The sequence below is a fragment of the Dyadobacter sp. genome, assembly GCF_017744695.1.
GTDB lineage: Bacteria > Bacteroidota > Bacteroidia > Cytophagales > Spirosomataceae > Dyadobacter.
The window spans coordinates 622,701-639,647 of sequence record NZ_JAGIAS010000001.1 but is presented as its reverse complement, the minus strand read 5'-3'; the positions used below and the strand labels follow the sequence as shown (position 1 = coordinate 639,647).

At 51.1% G+C, this 16,947-nt stretch carries 20 protein-coding genes; 19 read left to right on the top strand and 1 reads right to left on the bottom strand.

Annotated elements, in window-relative coordinates; translation table 11 throughout:
- Window positions 1-70: 70 nt before the first annotated feature.
- The 19 genes from hutH (at window position 71) to J7619_RS32190 (ending at window position 15,937) form a co-directional block, all read left to right on the top strand.
- Window positions 71-1,600 (top strand): histidine ammonia-lyase, encoded by a 1,530-nt coding sequence (gene hutH / locus J7619_RS02470; protein WP_291193556.1) that lies wholly within the window; start codon window positions 71-73, stop codon window positions 1,598-1,600.
- On the top strand, window positions 1,597-2,328 hold the full coding sequence (gene fabG, locus J7619_RS02465) for a 3-oxoacyl-ACP reductase FabG (RefSeq protein ID WP_291193555.1): 732 nt from the start codon (window positions 1,597-1,599) through the stop codon (window positions 2,326-2,328). The genes hutH and fabG overlap by 4 nt, the downstream gene beginning before the upstream one ends.
- Window positions 2,329-2,331: 3 nt before the next feature.
- Window positions 2,332-3,549, top strand: coding sequence for a beta-ketoacyl synthase (locus J7619_RS02460; protein ID WP_291193554.1), 1,218 nt, complete (start codon window positions 2,332-2,334; stop codon window positions 3,547-3,549).
- Window positions 3,550-3,762: 213 nt separating this feature from the next.
- The gene (locus J7619_RS02455; RefSeq protein ID WP_106596299.1) at window positions 3,763-4,029 is read left to right on the top strand and encodes a phosphopantetheine-binding protein; all 267 of its coding nucleotides are present in this window, start codon (window positions 3,763-3,765) and stop codon (window positions 4,027-4,029) included.
- Between the two features lie 2 nt (window positions 4,030-4,031).
- Entirely contained in the window at window positions 4,032-4,898 is an 867-nt protein-coding gene (locus tag J7619_RS02450) for a lipid A biosynthesis acyltransferase (protein WP_291193553.1), read from the top strand.
- The gene (locus J7619_RS02445) at window positions 4,898-5,317 is read left to right on the top strand and encodes a hypothetical protein (RefSeq protein WP_291193551.1); all 420 of its coding nucleotides are present in this window, start codon (window positions 4,898-4,900) and stop codon (window positions 5,315-5,317) included. Before J7619_RS02450 ends, J7619_RS02445 begins: the two co-directional genes overlap by 1 nt.
- Window positions 5,318-5,334: 17 nt before the next feature.
- Window positions 5,335-5,748 carry a thioesterase family protein gene (locus J7619_RS02440; protein ID WP_291193549.1) on the top strand — a complete coding sequence of 138 codons (414 nt, stop codon included), beginning with the start codon at window positions 5,335-5,337 and terminating at the stop codon, window positions 5,746-5,748.
- The gene (locus tag J7619_RS02435; RefSeq protein WP_291193547.1) at window positions 5,745-6,827 is read left to right on the top strand and encodes a beta-ketoacyl synthase N-terminal-like domain-containing protein; all 1,083 of its coding nucleotides are present in this window, start codon (window positions 5,745-5,747) and stop codon (window positions 6,825-6,827) included. The genes J7619_RS02440 and J7619_RS02435 overlap by 4 nt, the downstream gene beginning before the upstream one ends.
- Window positions 6,824-7,444 (top strand): hypothetical protein, encoded by a 621-nt coding sequence (locus J7619_RS02430; RefSeq protein ID WP_291193545.1) that lies wholly within the window; start codon window positions 6,824-6,826, stop codon window positions 7,442-7,444. Before J7619_RS02435 ends, J7619_RS02430 begins: the two co-directional genes overlap by 4 nt.
- A 23-nt stretch (window positions 7,445-7,467) precedes the next feature.
- Window positions 7,468-7,728, top strand: coding sequence for a phosphopantetheine-binding protein (locus tag J7619_RS02425; RefSeq protein WP_291193543.1), 261 nt, complete (start codon window positions 7,468-7,470; stop codon window positions 7,726-7,728).
- Between the two features lie 12 nt (window positions 7,729-7,740).
- Complete coding sequence (locus J7619_RS02420; protein WP_291193542.1) at window positions 7,741-8,925, top strand: beta-ketoacyl synthase; 1,185 nt, start codon at window positions 7,741-7,743, stop codon at window positions 8,923-8,925.
- Window positions 8,918-9,853 carry a beta-ketoacyl synthase chain length factor gene (locus tag J7619_RS02415; protein ID WP_291193540.1) on the top strand — a complete coding sequence of 312 codons (936 nt, stop codon included), beginning with the start codon at window positions 8,918-8,920 and terminating at the stop codon, window positions 9,851-9,853. The genes J7619_RS02420 and J7619_RS02415 overlap by 8 nt, the downstream gene beginning before the upstream one ends.
- Entirely contained in the window at window positions 9,843-10,613 is a 771-nt protein-coding gene (locus J7619_RS02410) for a polysaccharide deacetylase family protein (protein ID WP_291193538.1), read from the top strand. The genes J7619_RS02415 and J7619_RS02410 overlap by 11 nt, the downstream gene beginning before the upstream one ends.
- Window positions 10,600-11,232, top strand: a complete 633-nt coding sequence (locus J7619_RS02405; protein ID WP_291193536.1) for an outer membrane lipoprotein carrier protein LolA — start codon at window positions 10,600-10,602, stop codon at window positions 11,230-11,232. Before J7619_RS02410 ends, J7619_RS02405 begins: the two co-directional genes overlap by 14 nt.
- Window positions 11,233-11,237: 5 nt before the next feature.
- On the top strand, window positions 11,238-11,603 hold the full coding sequence (locus J7619_RS02400) for a 3-hydroxyacyl-ACP dehydratase (protein ID WP_291193534.1): 366 nt from the start codon (window positions 11,238-11,240) through the stop codon (window positions 11,601-11,603).
- Window positions 11,604-11,624: 21 nt separating this feature from the next.
- Window positions 11,625-12,785 (top strand): DUF2062 domain-containing protein, encoded by a 1,161-nt coding sequence (locus J7619_RS02395; protein WP_291193532.1) that lies wholly within the window; start codon window positions 11,625-11,627, stop codon window positions 12,783-12,785.
- 284 nt (window positions 12,786-13,069) lie between these two features.
- Window positions 13,070-15,292 (top strand): sodium-translocating pyrophosphatase, encoded by a 2,223-nt coding sequence (locus J7619_RS02390; RefSeq protein ID WP_291193530.1) that lies wholly within the window; start codon window positions 13,070-13,072, stop codon window positions 15,290-15,292.
- A 121-nt stretch (window positions 15,293-15,413) separates the two neighbouring features.
- Complete coding sequence (locus J7619_RS02385; protein ID WP_291193528.1) at window positions 15,414-15,623, top strand: hypothetical protein; 210 nt, start codon at window positions 15,414-15,416, stop codon at window positions 15,621-15,623.
- Window positions 15,620-15,937: a putative toxin-antitoxin system toxin component, PIN family gene (locus J7619_RS32190; RefSeq protein ID WP_409012698.1), complete on the top strand. Its 318-nt coding sequence runs from the start codon at window positions 15,620-15,622 to the stop codon at window positions 15,935-15,937. Before J7619_RS02385 ends, J7619_RS32190 begins: the two co-directional genes overlap by 4 nt.
- Before the next feature lie 140 nt (window positions 15,938-16,077).
- On the opposite strand, the gene J7619_RS02380 is transcribed toward J7619_RS32190, so the two are convergent.
- Window positions 16,078-16,926, bottom strand: a complete 849-nt coding sequence (locus J7619_RS02380; protein ID WP_409012697.1) for a dienelactone hydrolase family protein — start codon at window positions 16,924-16,926, stop codon at window positions 16,078-16,080.
- Window positions 16,927-16,947: the final 21 nt, after the last annotated feature.

Here is a 16,947-nt window from a genome sequence, read left to right as displayed (position 1 = left end):
ACCGGGTCGTGTTTGCCAAAGCCGCAAAAAAAGATTTATTTTACACCATATTCAATTACGCCATCATTAAATGAATCGTATTTCATTAGCTCAGATCGAGCAATATGCTTTTGAAAAGAAGGAATTTATCTTAGCCGAAGACGCCCTCCATCAAGTATCCCAATCATTTGCCTTTTTAACGAATTTCTCCAAAGACAAGATCATATACGGCATCAATACCGGTTTTGGCCCGATGGCGCAATACCGTATCGAAACCGACCAGCTCAATAACCTGCAATACAACCTCATCCGCAGCCATTCGAGTGGGGTAGGTAGGCCGCTGAATGAGATATATGCACGGGCTGTGATGCTTGCGCGCCTGAATTCATTTTTGCAGGCCAACTCCGGTGTGAGTACGGCCGTCATAAAGCAATTGGTGGCCTTTTTAAATAATGGCGTTGTTCCCGAAATTTTCGAGCACGGCAGTGTAGGCGCCAGCGGTGACCTGGTACAACTCTCACATCTGGGCTTGAACTTGATCGGCGAAGGGCATGTGTACGAGCAGGGCTTGCGTCGCAAAACCGCCGAAGTATTGGCCGAAAAAGGTATCAAACCACTCAAAATGGAGCTTCGCGACGGCCTCGGGCTGATCAACGGTACCTCCTGCATGACGGGTATGGCGGCTATCAACATTATATATGCCAAAAGGCTGGTACAATGGGCCATTACCGCGTCGTCGATGATCAATGAGGCCATCGAATCGTTCGACGATTCTTTCTCCAAGCAACTGAATGCGGTAAAACACCACAAAGGTCAGCAGCTGGTGGCGCAGCATATGCGCGATTTCGTGGCGGGAAGCGGTCTGATCCGCAGCCGCGAGGAGCTTTTCCGCGACGATACGGCGATGCAGAAGACCGAGTTTGAAAGAAAAATACAGGAATACTATTCGATCCGCTGCGTGCCGCAAATCCTGGGCCCGGTGCTGGATACGATCCAATATGCGCAGGAAGTGGTTGAAAACGAGTTGAATTCAACCAACGATAACCCCATCGTGCGGCCGGAAGACGACAACGTTTTCCACGGCGGTAACTTCCACGGCGATTATATTTCGCTGGAAATGGATAAGGTGAAACTGGTGTTGACCAAACTCACCATGCTCATGGAGCGCCAGCTCAACTTCCTGATGAACAGCAAACTGAATGGTAAATTCCCGCCATTCCTCAATGCCGGCACCTGGGGCCTGAACTTCGGATTCCAGGGAGTGCAGTTTACAGCCACGTCCACCACGGCCGAGAGCCAGGCATTATCGACTTCGGTTTACATTCATAGTATTCCAAACAATAACGACAACCAGGACATCGTAAGCATGGGTACCAACTCCGCGGTGATCGCGAAGCAGGTGCTTGAAAACGCATTCCAGGTCATGGCGATCCATATCATGGCCATCTGCCAGGCGATCGATCTGCTGCATCCGGAAGAGAAGGAGAAACTTTCGCCGAATGCGAAATCGGTGTACACGCAGATTCGCGAGCGCGCCCAGTTTGTGACAGACGACGTGCCGCAGTTCGAAAGTATTGCCGCCGTTTTTGAATATATCAAAGAAACCCCATTCCACTTATGAATTGCGCATTGGTAACCGGTGCATCCAGGGGACTTGGCAGGGCCATCGCGGTCCAGCTTGCCAAGGACCATGGTTTACATATATTGGTCAATTACGCCTCCAACCAGGCGGCAGCGGAAGAAACGCTAGCCGAAATCCAGGCCAATGGCGGCAGCGGCGAGTTGCTGCATTTCAATGTGCAGAATAAGCTGGAAGTGGACGGAGCATTGAACGGCTGGCGGGAAAAGAACGAAGACAAGTTCATCAGTGTTTTGGTGAATAATGCGGGCATTACCCGCGACGGGTTGTTTATGTGGATGCCGGAGAAGGACTGGGACGATGTGTTGAACATTTCGGTAAAGGGCTTATATAATGTAACCCAGAATGCGATCCAGCAAATGCTGCGGAAGCGCTCCGGCCGGATCGTGAATGTGGCGTCGGTGTCGGGTATGAAGGGGGTCGCCGGGCAGACCAATTATTCGGCGGCAAAGGGGGCGATCATCGCTGCCACCAAGTCGCTGGCGCAGGAAGTTGCCAAGCGGAAAATCACGGTAAATGCGGTAGCGCCGGGTTTCATCACCAGCGACATGACCAAAGATCTCAACGAGGACGAATTGAAGCAAATGATCCCGATGAACCGTTTTGGCAAGGCGGAAGAAGTGGCGCACCTGGTGAGCTTCCTGGCTTCCGACAGGGCTGCGTATATTACAGGAGAGGTAATCAATATAAACGGAGGAATTTACTCATAGTCCATGAGCCATAGGGTTGTCATTACCGGTATCGGCATTTATTCCTGTCTGGGTGCAAACCTGGGCGAGGTCACCAAATCGTTGTATGCCGGTAAAAGCGGGATCGTGTTCGATCAGGTAAGGAAAGATTTCGGCTTCCGCTCGGCGCTTACCGGCATGGTGCAGGAGCCCGACCTGAAAAACTACCTCTCGCGCCGCCAGCGTGTGGGTATGCACCAGCCCGCTGTGTACGCGTACATGGCTACGCACGAGGCATTGGCTTTGTCGGGCCTCGATGTCGATTTCCTCGAACAAACCGAAACCGGCATTATCTACGGCAATGACAGCACGGCGGCATCGGTGATGGAGGCGATTGATAAGGTCCGTGAAAAACATGATACGACGCTGATCGGCAGCGGTGCTATTTTCCAGAACATGAACAGCACCGTGAATATGAACCTTTCGACGATATTCAAGCTGAGAGGTATCAATTTTACATTGAGCGCGGCTTGTGCGTCGGGTTCGCATTCCATTGGTATGGGTTACCTGATGATCAGCCAGGGTTTGCAGGAGCGCGTGATATGCGGGGGCGCACAGGAGATCAATGCTTCCGCGATGGCGAGTTTTGACGGACTGGGTACATTCTCGGTTCGTGAATCGGAGCCGGAGAAAGCCTCCCGCCCATTCGACCGCGATCGCGACGGGCTGATCCCGAGTGGTGGTGCAGCCACCGTTATCCTTGAATCTTACGAAGCCGCTGTGAAACGCGGCGCGCCCATATTGGCCGAACTGATCGGTTACGGTTTCTCTTCCAATGGTGACCATATTTCCAATCCTAGTATCGACGGCCAGACACGTTCGTTGCAAATGGCTTTGAAACAGGCCGGCATTACAACGAGCGAAGTCGACTACATTAATGCACACGCTACCTCCACACCGGTGGGTGACGGCAGCGAAGCGCGTGCGATTTACGAGGTGTTTGGTGGTGATGTGCCCGTGAGCTCCACGAAATCGATGACCGGGCATGAATGCTGGATGGCGGGAGCGAGCGAGATCGTTTACTCATTGCTGATGATGCAGAACTCCTTCGTTGCGCCCAACATCAATTTCGAAAACCCGGATGAGGATTCGGCGAAAATCAACATTATCCCGGAAACTAAGGAGCAGACAATCAATTGTTTCCTTTCCAATTCGTTTGGTTTCGGCGGTACCAACTCCACGCTGATCGTCAGGAAAATCTGAGCGCGGGCGGGCGGAGAGCCCGTCACATTACTACTACAACTTCGTAAACGGCGGTATGCTGCCGGTCGAAATTCTGTATTTTTGTTAACCTCCAATATTCCATCCGCCAACTGCAATGATTTCCAGTGGAATTTATTGTATGACGAGGGTCTTTTATTTGAAAATTTGGGAATATTTTTAAACTATCAGCAAGAATAAACTAATTTTGTGGCTATGTATGCTAACGACGTAAAAATGAGTTTGGAAGAAGTTATTGAAGAAACCAGAGATTTTTTATCTGAGGAATTTGAGGTGGACCGGGATTTGATTCTTCCTGAAAACAGTCTGAAAGACACTTTGGATCTGGACAGTCTCGACTACGTCGATCTGGTTGTGCTCATTGATGAAAACCTCAATATCAAGCTCACCGGGGAGGATTTTAAAGGAATCGAAACCTTCGGTGATTTCTATCAGCTTGTCGGTAAGAAACTTGCGTTGTAAGAATGAGCCGTTGGGACGGTAAGACCAAAGGATCGTTAACGGGTTACAAAATTTTCCTGTTTTTTATCAATACCCTGGGGCTCGGGTTTGCCTACGGGCTCCTGAGGGTGGTTACTTACTACTACTATCTTTTTGCCGCAAAGCCCAGGAAGGCATTGCTGGATTTTTATCAGAATACCCTTCACATTGCCGGTTCCGACGCCCGAAAAATGGCGCGAAGGAACTTCTATATTTTCGGGCAGACGCTCGTGGACCGGGCGGCGTTCCTGCTGGGAAAAGACCGGCAATTTTCCCACGTTTTTGAAAACGAACAATACCTGATCGATATCCGCGACGCGGGCAAGGGCGGTATATTGCTGAGTGCGCACGTTGGCAACTGGGAAACAGCCGGTAACCTGCTGAAAGGCCGCATTACCCCGACGATTAACATTGTGATGCTGGACGCGGAGGTCGAGAACATCAAAAAGTACATGGATCTGTCCACCGGCGGCTCGCGGTTTAAAGTGATTGCCATCAAGGACGATCTTTCACATATTATATCCATCCGTAATGCGCTGGTCAACAACGAATTCGTAGCCATTCACGCGGACCGCTACCTCGAAGGCGCTAAATTCATCGAAATGGATTTTCTGGGGCGTAAGGCCAAATTTCCTTACGGACCGTTTGTAATCGCTTCGAAGTTCAATGCGCCGGTAACGTTTGTTTTCGCCGCCAAAGACGGTAAATACAGCTACCATTTAAGCGCCACGAAGCCGATTGAGGGGAAAATGAAGCCGGAGGAAATCGCGCAGCTGTATGTGGAAGAGCTGGAACGGAAGGTGAAAGCATTTCCGGAACAATGGTTTAACTACTTCAACTTCTTTCAATAATGATCGTCGCGAAAGACGCCATCACCGACTATATCCCGCATCGCCCCCCGTTTGTGATGATCGATAACCTCGTAAGTGCCACGCGCGAGCGGTTTGAGTCGGATTTTACGGTTACGGGCGACAATGTACTGGTGCAGGATGGCTTTTTCCAGGAAACAGGGTTGATCGAGCACATGGCGCAGACCTGCGCGGCGTCGTTCGGTTATCTGGACAGGGAAGAAGGGGGCGAGCCGAAAATCGGTTTTATCGGGGCGGTCAGCAAAGTACTTGTGACTGAGTTGCCTCCGGTTGGTGCTACGATCCGCACGGTGGTCATCCCTGTGCACCAGTTGGGAAATATTTACCTTGTAAAGGGCGAAAGTTTCCTGGATGGGCGTATATTGCTGGGATGTGAACTAAAAATCGTAGTAAGCGAATAACCCCTAATAACTGATTGATGATTGCTTCCGAAATAGATATAGATATCCGATTCAGCGAAACCGATGCCATGGGTGTGGTGTGGCACGGCAACTACCTGAAATTTTTCGAGGACGGCAGGGAGGCTTTTGGAAAGAAATTCGGATTGGAATACCTCGACATCCACGCCAAAGGCTTTGTGACGCCCATTGTAAAGTCGGAAATCGACCATAAGGCACCTGTTTACTACGGTCAGGCGATTAGAGTCATTACCAAATACATTCCTACCAAATCGGCGAAAATTCAATTTGAATATGAGGTGATCAACGTCACCACCGGCCAGCTTTGCGCGACGGGCAAAACCATGCAGGTGTTCCTGGATCGCGATTCGCGCGAGCTGGAACTGATCTCTCCGGATTTTTACAAGGAATGGAAAGCGCAGTACGACCTATGATCTATATTGGTGCCGAGGTCATCGTAAGCCCGCTGGGCGACAATGCCGAGGATAACTGGCAGGCGCTCGCTGAAAATCGCAGCGGTATTGCACTCGTCCCGGCGGTCGGTTTTAATAAGGAAGATATTCATTTAGCCAAAATAGCCGGCCTGAACGGCCGATTGCGCTTTCAGCAGCTGGTAATCAAAGCATTGATCGGGGTTAAAGCGTGTATTGACGACTCTATTCTTACGTCCGATCGCACGATTGTGCTGATCAGCTCCACCAAAGGTGCGCTGGACGATAACCTGCACGACCAGTTCGGCGAAACCTGCGCTGCGGTCATGCAGCAGTTTAACCTTGCGCATTTGCCGCTGGTGATTTCCAATGCCTGTATTTCAGGCGTGCTCACCTTGAATGTGGCGGGTAATATGGTCGAGGCGGGACAGTACGAGCATGTCATCGTGATCGGCTGCGATGTGGCTTCGGATTTCGTACTTTATGGTTTTCAGTCCCTTTTTGCGGTAAGCGACAAGCCTTGTGCGCCGTTTGACGCGGCCAGGAATGGTATTACGCTGGGAGAAGGTTGTGGGGCGGCATTGGTTTCCGCTTCAGAATCAGTTTTCAAAAACACCCCATTGCAACTCCTGACGGGAACAAGTGCGAACGACGCCAACCATATCTCAGGACCGTCGCGTACGGGCGAGGGACTTGTGCGAAGTGTAAGCCGCACTATGCAGAAACACGGGATTGGCACGAAGGAGATTGATTTTATCTGTGCGCACGGTACAGGCACGGTTTTCAACGATGAGATGGAAGCCATTGCGTTCGACCGCCTGTCGCTGCCGGATAAGCCGCTGAATAGTTTGAAAGGCTATTTCGGGCATACGCTTGGAGCCGCAGGGCTGATCGAGACGGCCGTTTGCATGCAAATGATGCGCAATGGGATGCTGATCAAAAGTTTGGGTTACCGGAATGAGGGCACTTCCAGGCCTTTGAATATCATTCTCGAAAACGAACCGAAAAGCTTGCGGACGATTCTCAAAACGGCCTCTGGTTTCGGAGGTGGTAATGCTTCATTGATGATCAGGGATTTATGAAAGTGATTACGGCATATTGCAACCTGCGGGCCGACGAATGTCTCGTGAACGGCGAGGTAGTCTCGCGGCGGGATGCGGGTTCGGACGATTCCTGGTTCAAGCAGATTTACAAGCAGCAGGAGTTGGCCTATCCCAAATTTTACAAAATGGATGTGCTTTCCCAGGCAGGTTACCTGGCTTCGGAACTCATTAAGCGGGCAACCCCGGGTATTTCGGAGACATATGCGGACGATGAGATTGCGCTGGTGTTTGCCAATGCGTCGTCCAGTGCGGAAACCGACCGGCGGTTTATTCAGTCTTATGAAGGCGGCGGCTCGCCAAGCCCGTCGCTTTTCGTATATACATTACCCAATATTGTACTGGGTGAAATCGCCATTCTGAACAAATGGTACGGTGAAAATATGTTTGCTGTTTTGCCTAAATTCGTCCCCGGTTTTTACCTCGATTACGGCGGGATACTGTTTGCCTCGGGTAGCCGCGCGCTGCTTGGCGGATGGCTGGAAGTGACGGCCGGCGGCACCGATGTTTTACTTTTTATGGTGGAAGAGCAGGAAAGCGGAATGGAATTCAATGAGGCCAACCTCCTCCACCTGTCGCAGAGGGTTGCGGCATATTAACAGACGCTCAATTAATCAGCAATATGGATAGTTTAAAAGAAGATCTTAAAAAACAGATTATCGAACAGCTTAACCTGGAAGACCTGACGGTGGCAGATATCGCAGACGACGCGCTGCTTTTCAACGACCAGGGCCTCGGGCTGGATTCGATCGACGCGCTCGAGCTGATCGTACTGCTCGAAAAATACCACGGTATCCAGCTCACTAACCCGGAAGAGGGTAAGGAGGCATTTAAGTCCATCGATACGATGGCAGCATATATCCGTAAAAGAAAAGAAGCTTAATCACCATACCGAATGGGCGTTTGCATTACCGGGATCGGCGTCGTGTCGGCCATTGGCATGTCGGTGGACGAAAACCTGAGCGCATTGCGGGACGGGAGGACGGGCATCGGGCCGCTGCATTACCTGCGGGGCACGAAGGCATCACTGGCGGGCGAAGTGAAGGCTTCCAACGACGAACTGCGCGCCGCATTGGGCGTCGGCACGGAGTATGTTTCGCGGACTTCCCTGCTCGGTTTGCAGGCAGCGCGCGAGGCCTGGGGTGCTAACAAACGCTCAGGCGTGATCCGTACCGGCTTGATTTCGGCCACATCGGTAGGAGGGATGGACCGCAGCGAGGTTTTTTACAAAGATTACCTGGCCCAAAGCAACCCCGATTACCGGCTGCTTACCACGCACGACAGCGGCAGTACCACCGAGCGCATTGCGAAGGAGCTGGGGATTACGGGTTACATTAATACGCTTTCGACCGCCTGTTCCTCAGGCGTGAACGCCATTATGCTCGGTGCGCGGCTGATCCTGCAAGGTGTGCTCGACCGCGTGCTCGTAGGCGGTTCCGATGCGCTCAGCGGTTTTACCATTGATGGCTTCCGGTCGCTGATGATCTATGACGACCAATGGTGCAGGCCATTCGACGATTCGCGGGCCGGGCTGAACCTGGGCGAAGGAGCGGGGTTTTTGCTGCTCGAAGGGGAGAAAAGTCTTGAACTGACAGGTAACAAGCCCATTTGTAATGTGAGCGGCTGGGCGAATGCAGCCGATGCCTATCACCAGACGGCGTCGTCGCCCGACGGCAAAGGCGCTACATTGGCGATAGAGAATGCTATTCGCCGCGCCGGAATAGGGTCCGGCCAGATCTCTTACGTGAACGCGCATGGCACCGGCACGAAGAACAACGACCATTCCGAATCGGTGGCATTGCAAAACGTTTTCGGCAGCCACATTCCGCCATTCAGTTCTACCAAAGCATTTACCGGACATACTCTTGCTGCGGCAGGCTCCATTGAAGCGGTGTTTTCGGTGCTGGCCATTCAGCATAACCTGATTTTCCCTAACCTGAACTATCATACGCCGATTGCGGAGACAGGCCTGGTACCGGCAACGCAGCTCGAAACCGGTCTGGAAGTAAATGCGGTGCTTTCCAATTCATTCGGTTTTGGAGGAAATAATTCATCATTGGTTTTGACGAAATATGAATAAACCGGCATTGTACCTATCGGCGGCGTCGTCGATTTCGCACCAGCCTACGTTCGGTAACCCGGGCTTTTCGGCGGCACTGAGGCCGGTTGAAGCGTCTTCCGCATTGATCAGTCCCGATTATAAGGCCTATATCGAAGCGGGGTTGTTACGACGCATGAGCAAGCTTCTCAGGATGTCGGTAGCCTGCGCCAAAGATTGCATTGAACAGGCCGGTATCGGCCAGCCCGATGCGATTGTGGTGGGCACCGGGCTGGGCTGTTTGCAGGATACCGAAAAATTCCTGAACACCTCGCTGACAGTGGAAGGGTTGCTGCCGCCTACGTCATTCATCCAGTCGACGCATAATACCATGGCGGGGCAGATTTCGCTGAGCCTCGGCAACCATGGCTACAATATGACCCACACGCAGAATACGCTTTCTTTCGAATACGCATTGCTCGACGCAGCCATGCTCCTGCGTGAGGGCGATCGTAACGTGCTCGTAGGCGCAGCCGATGAACATATCGATATTCTGGAAAATATTGCAGTTCAACTGGGATTCGAAATCAATGCTCCGCTGACGTCCGCTACTTCGTTTTTTGTGCTTTCTGCTGAAAAACAGGGTAGTGCAAAGGCTGCTCTGGCCGATGTGTACACGAGCGGCGGAACGGCATACGGGCAGGAGGATATCGACGCGTTTCTGGATCGCAACGGCTTACGGGCCGGAGATATTGACCTTGCATTGTGCGCGGGAGCTCCCGTGCCAGGGGTAACACGGAACCTCGACTATCTGTCGCTGGCCGGTACTTATCCGACTGCATCCGCATTTGCCTTGCACTATGCAGTGGATTTGCTCGGAACGAGTGGCGAGATAAAGAATGTGTTGATTTGTAATGGATTAAGGAAAAGTAACCTTGGGCTAACCCTTCTGAAAGCCATTGAAGCATAACCTTCTCATATTCTTCTGCATTACCGCGGCGGCGCTCAGTACCATTATTTTCTGGGAGACGGATTACATGTGGCTGGTGCTGGCAGGCATTGCATTGCTTTTTATCAGCATGACGGCTTACGGTTCCGCGCAGATCCGGGCCAATTACTTTGTAAAATCCATCAATAAGGGACGCACGAAAGCGGTCGCGCTCACATTCGATGACGGCCCCGATCCGGACTCGACGCCCCGCATTCTCGACACGTTGCTTGAAAACAACTTGAAAGCGACCTTTTTCGTGATCGGGAAGAAGGCCGTAAACCACCCGGACCTGTTACGCCGGATCGTGGACGAAGGCCATACCATCGCAAACCATTCGTACAGCCACCATTACCTGATAGCTTTGTTTTCGACGCAGAAACTTCGGACGGATATTCAGCGGTGCAACGAGGCGATTCATGACATTACCGGTCGCATGCCGGTGTTTTTCAGGCCGCCATTCGGGGTGACAAACCCCAGGTATGCGGCTGCTTTGAAGGATTTGCAAATGCAGTCCATCGGCTGGTCGCTCCGTAGCATGGATACCCGTGCGAGGAACAAGTATCACCTCATTCAGAAGATTATTTCAAAATTAAAGCCCAGGGACATCGTTCTGCTTCATGATCACCTGTCGCTGACAGCTGATACCCTGCCGGACATTATCGGGCATTGTCGTGAAATGGGCATTAAAATAGAACCGCTTCCCGGGCTGATCGGGAAGGAACCTTATGAAAAGCATTAAAGTACTCGTGATACTGGCCGTTCTGACGGCCGCCCGCGGCTCGATGGCGCAGTCGTTCAAGCCGTCGGCCAGCCCCGAAAAAGTGCTGGCTGAGTTGAAAAAAACTTCGCAGGGCACGACGTCCATTCAGGCAGCATTTACCGAAGAAAAGTACCTGGCGGTACTCAAAGAGCCTGAAAAATCCTCAGGATTGTTTTATTACCAACAGAAGGATAAAATGCGCTGGGAGCAGCGTACGCCTTCGAAATACATTATCCTGATCAATGGCGAGAAGCTTCGTGTGCAGGAAGGTAATAAGGAGAAAAACGTAGGACAGGCCGGACGGATGGCGGCGCAGATCAAAGAGCTGATGATCGGGCTGGTAAACGGAGATTTTCAGCAGAATAAAGGCTTTTCGTCGGCTGTTCTCGAAGATAACGATGCGTACCAGATCGTGCTCACGCCGGTGAACCGCCGTTTAAAGAATATTTATTCCAAAATAACGATGAACTTTTCCCGGAGCTCGCTGCGGCTGAAAGAGCTCTCTTTTTTCGAGAAAGGCGGGGACAAGAGTATCATGAAGTTCCAGCAGGAGAAATTCAACCAGCCGATCGCTGAAAACCTATTCAAAGACCTTTGATGACCATGCCCCTGAGCGATTTATATACGATTACAAGCCTGGAACAGGTGCCTGGTCAGATCACCTGCACGTTACAGATCGACGCGACGCATCCGGTATTTCAGGGACATTTTCCGGGCGCTCCCGTGCTCCCGGGCGTTGTCCAGGTGGAAATGGTGAAAGCCGTGTTATCAAAAGCATTGGAAAAAGCATTTGCATTGAAGGAAATGAGCACGTGCAAGTTCCTGGAAGTGTTGAATCCGGCCGAAACGCCGGAACTGACGCTCCATATTCAGTACAAAGGGGATGAAGTACTGGACGTGAATGCGTCGGGCAAGCATGGCGAAAAGACCTATTTCAAAGCGAGGGCCAGTTTCCATTCAGTCATTTAAATCTAACATTTAGAAGCCACAATGACCCTCTCGGACATTCAATGCTGTGTGATTATTCCGACCTACAACAATTGCAACACGTTGCGGCGGGTGATCGACGGCGTTTTGCACTATGCGTCCGGGCAGGAAGTGATTGTGGTAAACGACGGCTCTACGGACGATACGACCGCCATTCTGGCCGGTTACGGCGCGAAAATCCGCGTGCTGGATAATGTGGTGAACAAAGGAAAGGGGTATTCGCTTCGAAAAGCATTTGCGGAGGCCATACGGCTGGGTTTTGCGAATGCGATCACCATCGATTCGGACGGCCAGCATTTACCTTCCGATATACCGCTTTTCATCGAGGCGGCTATCGAAAACCCGGGCGCATTGCTCATGGGATCGCGGAATATGCAACAGGAAGGCGTGCCGGGCAAGAGCTCTTTCGGGAATAAATTCTCCAATTTCTGGTTCAAATTCGAGACCGGGCTAACATTGCCCGATACGCAGACGGGCTTTCGCCTGTACCCGCTCGGGCCGCTGAAAAAAATGTCGCTTTTCACGACGAAATTCGAGACGGAAATCGAAGTGATTGTCAAAATGGCCTGGAAGGACGTGCCAATCCTGCCGATCAATATCCGGGTGATTTATGACAAAGACGAGCGTGTGACGCATTTCAGGCCGTTCCGCGATTTTACGCGCATCAGCATCCTCAATACCTGGCTGGTTACGCTCACGCTGGTGTACTATCTGCCGAAGCGGCTGTTCAGGTACATTCAGAAAAAAGGCCTCTGGAAAATCATCCGCGACGAGGCGGTTAAGTCCGATGAAAGTAATTTCAGCAAAGCCAAGTCGGTGGGTTTCGGTTTTTTTATGGGTATCGTGCCAATCTGGGGTTTTCAACTCATGGTGGGCATTCCGCTGTCGATCCTGTTCCGGATGAACAAGGTGTTATTCCTCACCGCGGCGCATATCAGCATTCCTCCGGCCATTCCTTTCATCATTTACGCCAGCTACAAATTCGGCGGGTTGTTTTACCGCAATGGGGTACAGATTACCTCCCTTGAAAACCTGACGCTGAAGTCGATTCATGTCAACTTTGTACAATATTTTTTAGGTGGCACGCTCCTTGCTGCAGCGGTGGGTGCAGTCGGTTTTGTAGCCAGTTTTTTACTGTTGGCCTTGCTTCGTCCGAAGCGTTAAATCAGGCATTTTTAAGCCTGTTTTTCATTGATTATCCCAAATAATTCATTTTATTATTCTATTAAATAGGGGCGGGATTGCTTTCGCTAAGTGTTCCTGTTATTCCTTGAGAGCCAGTTTGTTACCAAAACAATGCTTCGGAATTGGCTTAAAAACTCTCCGAAATTTTATAAAATCTATACGAATTGATCAAAAATAAGGGTTTTGCGATTTTGATATGAGGTGCCTTTCTCTATATTTACGAGAATTATAAAAAACCATTTAACCAAATCGTTGATCATCGCATGAGTAACATTACCTATTTAGTGCCGGCGTTAGGCCTTGTTGGCTTGCTGGTTATGTTCTTCAAAAGAGGCTGGGTTGTCCGGCAGGATGGTGGAAGTCCTGAAATGAAAACCATAGCGGACGCAATTGCAGATGGTGCCCTGGCCTTCCTGAAAGCCGAATGGCGTGTACTCATTGTTTTTGGTTTGATTGTAAGTGTGATACTGGGTTACTCAGGCACACTGGTTGAAAATTCCAGCGCGTTTATCGGTGTATCGTTCCTGGTGGGGGCTTTTATTTCCGCATTTGCCGGATATATCGGGATGAATATCGCTACCAAATCGAACGTGCGTACCACGCAGGCGGCGCGTACGAGCCTTACGAGAGCGCTCGAAGTGTCGTTCACAGGCGGTTCCGTGATGGGGATCGGCGTTGCGAGCCTTGCGGTACTGGGATTGGGTGGTTTGTTTATCATTTTGTATTCCACTTTTATAGGCGACAGCACCGACGTGAACGGCCTTCCGATGGAGCGCGTGCTGGAAGTTCTCGCGGGTTTCTCGCTGGGAGCTGAGTCAATCGCCCTTTTTGCACGCGTGGGCGGCGGTATTTATACAAAGGCAGCCGATGTTGGCGCCGACCTCGTGGGTAAAGTCGAAGCCGGTATCCCGGAGGATGATCCGCGTAATCCTGCTACTATCGCCGATAACGTTGGGGATAACGTGGGTGACGTGGCCGGTATGGGCGCCGACCTTTTCGGGTCTTACGTTGCGACAATCCTTGCCACGATGGTACTGGGCCGCGAGATCGTGGCGCAGGGCACCGATAACTTCGGCGGTATCGCGCCGATCCTTCTACCGATGGTGATTGCCGGTGTGGGCCTTATTTCTTCGATCCTCAGCATGTTTCTCGTACGCGTGAGCGACGATCACGGTAACGTGCAGGCTGCATTGAACCGCGGTAACTGGGGTTCGATCATATTGGTATTGGTCGTAAGCTATCCGCTCACGATGTGGATGCTGCCGGAAGGTAATCTGAATATCCGTGGTGTCGATTTTACGGCCATGGACGTGTATTGGGCGATTTTGCTGGGCTCGGTTGTAGGGGCTATTATGTCGATGGTTACGGAGTTTTATACCGCAATGGGTAAGCGTCCGGTTCAGTCCATTGTAAACCAATCTTCAACGGGCCACGCAACCAACATTATCGGCGGACTTTCGGTAGGTATGGAATCGACAGTGATCCCGACCCTGGTACTAGCGGCCGGTATTTTTCTCAGCTATGAGATGGCCGGGTTGTATGGTGTAGCCATTGCCGCGGCAGGTATGATGGCCACAACAGCCATGCAGCTGGCGATCGACGCATTCGGCCCGATTGCCGATAATGCGGGCGGTATCGCCGAAATGGCGCATTTGCCGGAAGAAGTACGCGGCCGTACCGACATTCTGGACGCAGTAGGTAATACCACGGCAGCCACAGGCAAAGGCTTTGCGATCGCTTCTGCGGCGTTGACCTCCCTCGCACTGTTTGCTGCATTCTGCGGCGTCGCAGGGATCAACTCGATCGATATTTATAAAGCCAACGTGCTGGCGGGGCTCTTTGTAGGGGCTATGATACCGTTTATTTTTTCGTCACTCGCCATTGCGGCGGTAGGACGCGCCGCCATGAAAATGGTGGAGGAAGTACGCCGCCAGTTCCGCGAGTTGCCGGGCATTATGGAAGGTACAACAAAGCCTGAATACGATAAATGCGTGGCGATTTCGACGCAGGCGTCTATCAAAGAGATGGTGGCGCCGGGGTTGATCGCGCTGATCGTGCCGGTTTTGGTAGGTTTCCTTTTTGGCCCCGAGGTATTAGGCGGAACACTGGCAGGGGTGACGGTTTCGGGGGTGTTGATGGGTATATTTCAAAACAACGCGGGCGGTGCCTGGGATAACGCTAAAAAGTCGTTCGAAAAGGGCGTTGTGATCAACGGCGAGACCTACTACAAAAAGTCGGACCCGCACAAAGCTGCGGTAACCGGTGACACGGTGGGTGACCCTTTCAAAGACACTTCCGGGCCATCGATGAATATTCTGATTAAACTGATGTCGATTGTGTCATTGGTAATCGCTCCGCATATCGGAACCGGTTCTCACGGAGCGGCAAGTGTTAAGGTTGACCAGAAAGTGCAAACCGTGACAGTCGCACATACGCCTGAAAATGCGGATGCACCGGTGTCGCGTCTCGAAAGAAAGGGAGAATGAATTTTCCTGAAAGATATGTGACAAAGCCCGGCGATGAGCCGGGCTTTTGTGTTGCTGTCGTTGGGGCATCGGATTTGCTTTTCAGGACGAAGATTTCTATTTTAGACTAAAACTGATTATCATGGAAACGCTGACTATCGAAATAAATAACCCCAAAGCCAGACGTTTGATTGACGACCTGGCAGACCTTGGACTTATATCCGTGAAAGAGGAGAAATGTCCGTGGAGTGAACGTTGGGAGGAGTTTTCCAAGACATTGCCCAATACGGACTCAATTACAGAGGAGGAGATTTTAGAGGAAATAAAAGTAATTCGTGCTAATTCACATTGAGAGTTGTCATTGACACAAACTTATATGTTAGTGCGCTGATTAATGAAAATTCGAGGCGCAGGTTAAATCTCGTTCTTGAAAGCCCCAAATTTGAAATTGTCACGGATGCTTTGCTGCTGAAAGAGCTGACGCTCGTTATTTTTCGGCCTAAATTCTGTCGTTTGGTATCTGATGTTCAAATCAGAAACTTCTTCGAGCTCTTGCATGAAAGAAGCATATTCTTTGAAACCACTTCCACTGTTCAACACAGTCCCGACCCAAAGACGACTTTTTGCTTGCCTTGTGCCAGGATAGCTCCTCAGACTTTCTCATAACCGGAAATAAACTCGATCTGCTGGGTTTGAAAAGATTCGGAAAAACAGAGATTGTGAGTCTGACCCAATTCATTGATTTGCACAAACTGTAACTAAAAGCTTGGCTAGTACCGGGCTTTTAGTTACAGCTCCACAGAAAATCACCCCAATTTCTTCTTCAAATACGCCAACGACAGCTTGTACGCATCAGCGGCGGCATTGGCGTCGTATTTCGGGTTGCTGGGGTTGGCGAAGGCGTGGACGGCGTCGTACATTTTGATGGTCACTTTTTTGCCGGCTGCCTTCATATCTTCTTCGAATTTAGCGACGGTAGCAGGCGGAATGCCCTGATCCTGACTACCGAAAATGCCCAGCACATCGGTGTTGAGTTTTTTCAACTTCTCCACATCACTTTCGGGGCGGCCGTAATACATCACGCAGCCCACCACCTGGTCGCCACCGGCAATGGCATTCTGCAGTGACAGCATGCCACCAAAGCACCAGCCGATGCTGGCGATTTTGGCCTTAGCGCCGGCATACTCAATACCCCCTTTGGTAATGGCCGAGAGGCGCTCAGCAGGCGTACTTTGCATGAGCTTGCCGGCCTCTTCACGTGTGGTGCCTACTTTGCCATCGTACATATCCAATGCAAGTACGTTTACGTCTCCAAGGTCTTTGTGCAGTTTGGCGGCCTCCTGTTTGACATAATCGTTTAATCCCCACCATTCCTGATACACAAAAAGCCATTTGTCGGACTTTTTCGGGGATTTGAGAAGAAAGCCGGATGCAGTTTTACCATCGGAAGTCGGGAAAGTGATGGTTTCGCCGGCGCCTTGATAGGTGAAAGGCAGCGGTGTTTCGTGCAGCATCCGGAAATCCGGGTCCGCGGCCAGTTCCGACATGGCGTTGGCAGGCGTGTGACAAAGCGGAATGGCCGTCGAGATAGCTTCCGGGGCGGGCAGGTTCATTTTGACCAGAAAAATGGTAACAAGGATGAAGATAGCTCTCATGTGTACAGGATTGAAATGAAT

What these genes read in the sequence shown, in the direction of transcription:
- hutH (WP_291193556.1), top strand. Translation starts at nt 71, where the DNA reads ATGAATCGTATTTCATTAGCTCAGATCGAGCAATATGCTTTTGAAAAG.
- fabG (WP_291193555.1), top strand. Translation starts at nt 1,597, where the DNA reads ATGAATTGCGCATTGGTAACCGGTGCATCCAGGGGACTTGGCAGGGCC.
- J7619_RS02460 (WP_291193554.1), top strand. Translation starts at nt 2,332, where the DNA reads ATGAGCCATAGGGTTGTCATTACCGGTATCGGCATTTATTCCTGTCTG.
- J7619_RS02455 (WP_106596299.1), top strand. Translation starts at nt 3,763, where the DNA reads ATGTATGCTAACGACGTAAAAATGAGTTTGGAAGAAGTTATTGAAGAA.
- J7619_RS02450 (WP_291193553.1), top strand. Translation starts at nt 4,032, where the DNA reads ATGAGCCGTTGGGACGGTAAGACCAAAGGATCGTTAACGGGTTACAAA.
- J7619_RS02445 (WP_291193551.1), top strand. Translation starts at nt 4,898, where the DNA reads ATGATCGTCGCGAAAGACGCCATCACCGACTATATCCCGCATCGCCCC.
- J7619_RS02440 (WP_291193549.1), top strand. Translation starts at nt 5,335, where the DNA reads ATGATTGCTTCCGAAATAGATATAGATATCCGATTCAGCGAAACCGAT.
- J7619_RS02435 (WP_291193547.1), top strand. Translation starts at nt 5,745, where the DNA reads ATGATCTATATTGGTGCCGAGGTCATCGTAAGCCCGCTGGGCGACAAT.
- J7619_RS02430 (WP_291193545.1), top strand. Translation starts at nt 6,824, where the DNA reads ATGAAAGTGATTACGGCATATTGCAACCTGCGGGCCGACGAATGTCTC.
- J7619_RS02425 (WP_291193543.1), top strand. Translation starts at nt 7,468, where the DNA reads ATGGATAGTTTAAAAGAAGATCTTAAAAAACAGATTATCGAACAGCTT.
- J7619_RS02420 (WP_291193542.1), top strand. Translation starts at nt 7,741, where the DNA reads ATGGGCGTTTGCATTACCGGGATCGGCGTCGTGTCGGCCATTGGCATG.
- J7619_RS02415 (WP_291193540.1), top strand. Translation starts at nt 8,918, where the DNA reads ATGAATAAACCGGCATTGTACCTATCGGCGGCGTCGTCGATTTCGCAC.
- J7619_RS02405 (WP_291193536.1), top strand. Translation starts at nt 10,600, where the DNA reads ATGAAAAGCATTAAAGTACTCGTGATACTGGCCGTTCTGACGGCCGCC.
- J7619_RS02400 (WP_291193534.1), top strand. Translation starts at nt 11,238, where the DNA reads ATGCCCCTGAGCGATTTATATACGATTACAAGCCTGGAACAGGTGCCT.
- J7619_RS02395 (WP_291193532.1), top strand. Translation starts at nt 11,625, where the DNA reads ATGACCCTCTCGGACATTCAATGCTGTGTGATTATTCCGACCTACAAC.
- J7619_RS02390 (WP_291193530.1), top strand. Translation starts at nt 13,070, where the DNA reads ATGAGTAACATTACCTATTTAGTGCCGGCGTTAGGCCTTGTTGGCTTG.
- J7619_RS02385 (WP_291193528.1), top strand. Translation starts at nt 15,414, where the DNA reads ATGGAAACGCTGACTATCGAAATAAATAACCCCAAAGCCAGACGTTTG.
- J7619_RS02380 (WP_409012697.1), bottom strand. Translation starts at nt 16,926, where the DNA reads ATGAGAGCTATCTTCATCCTTGTTACCATTTTTCTGGTCAAAATGAAC.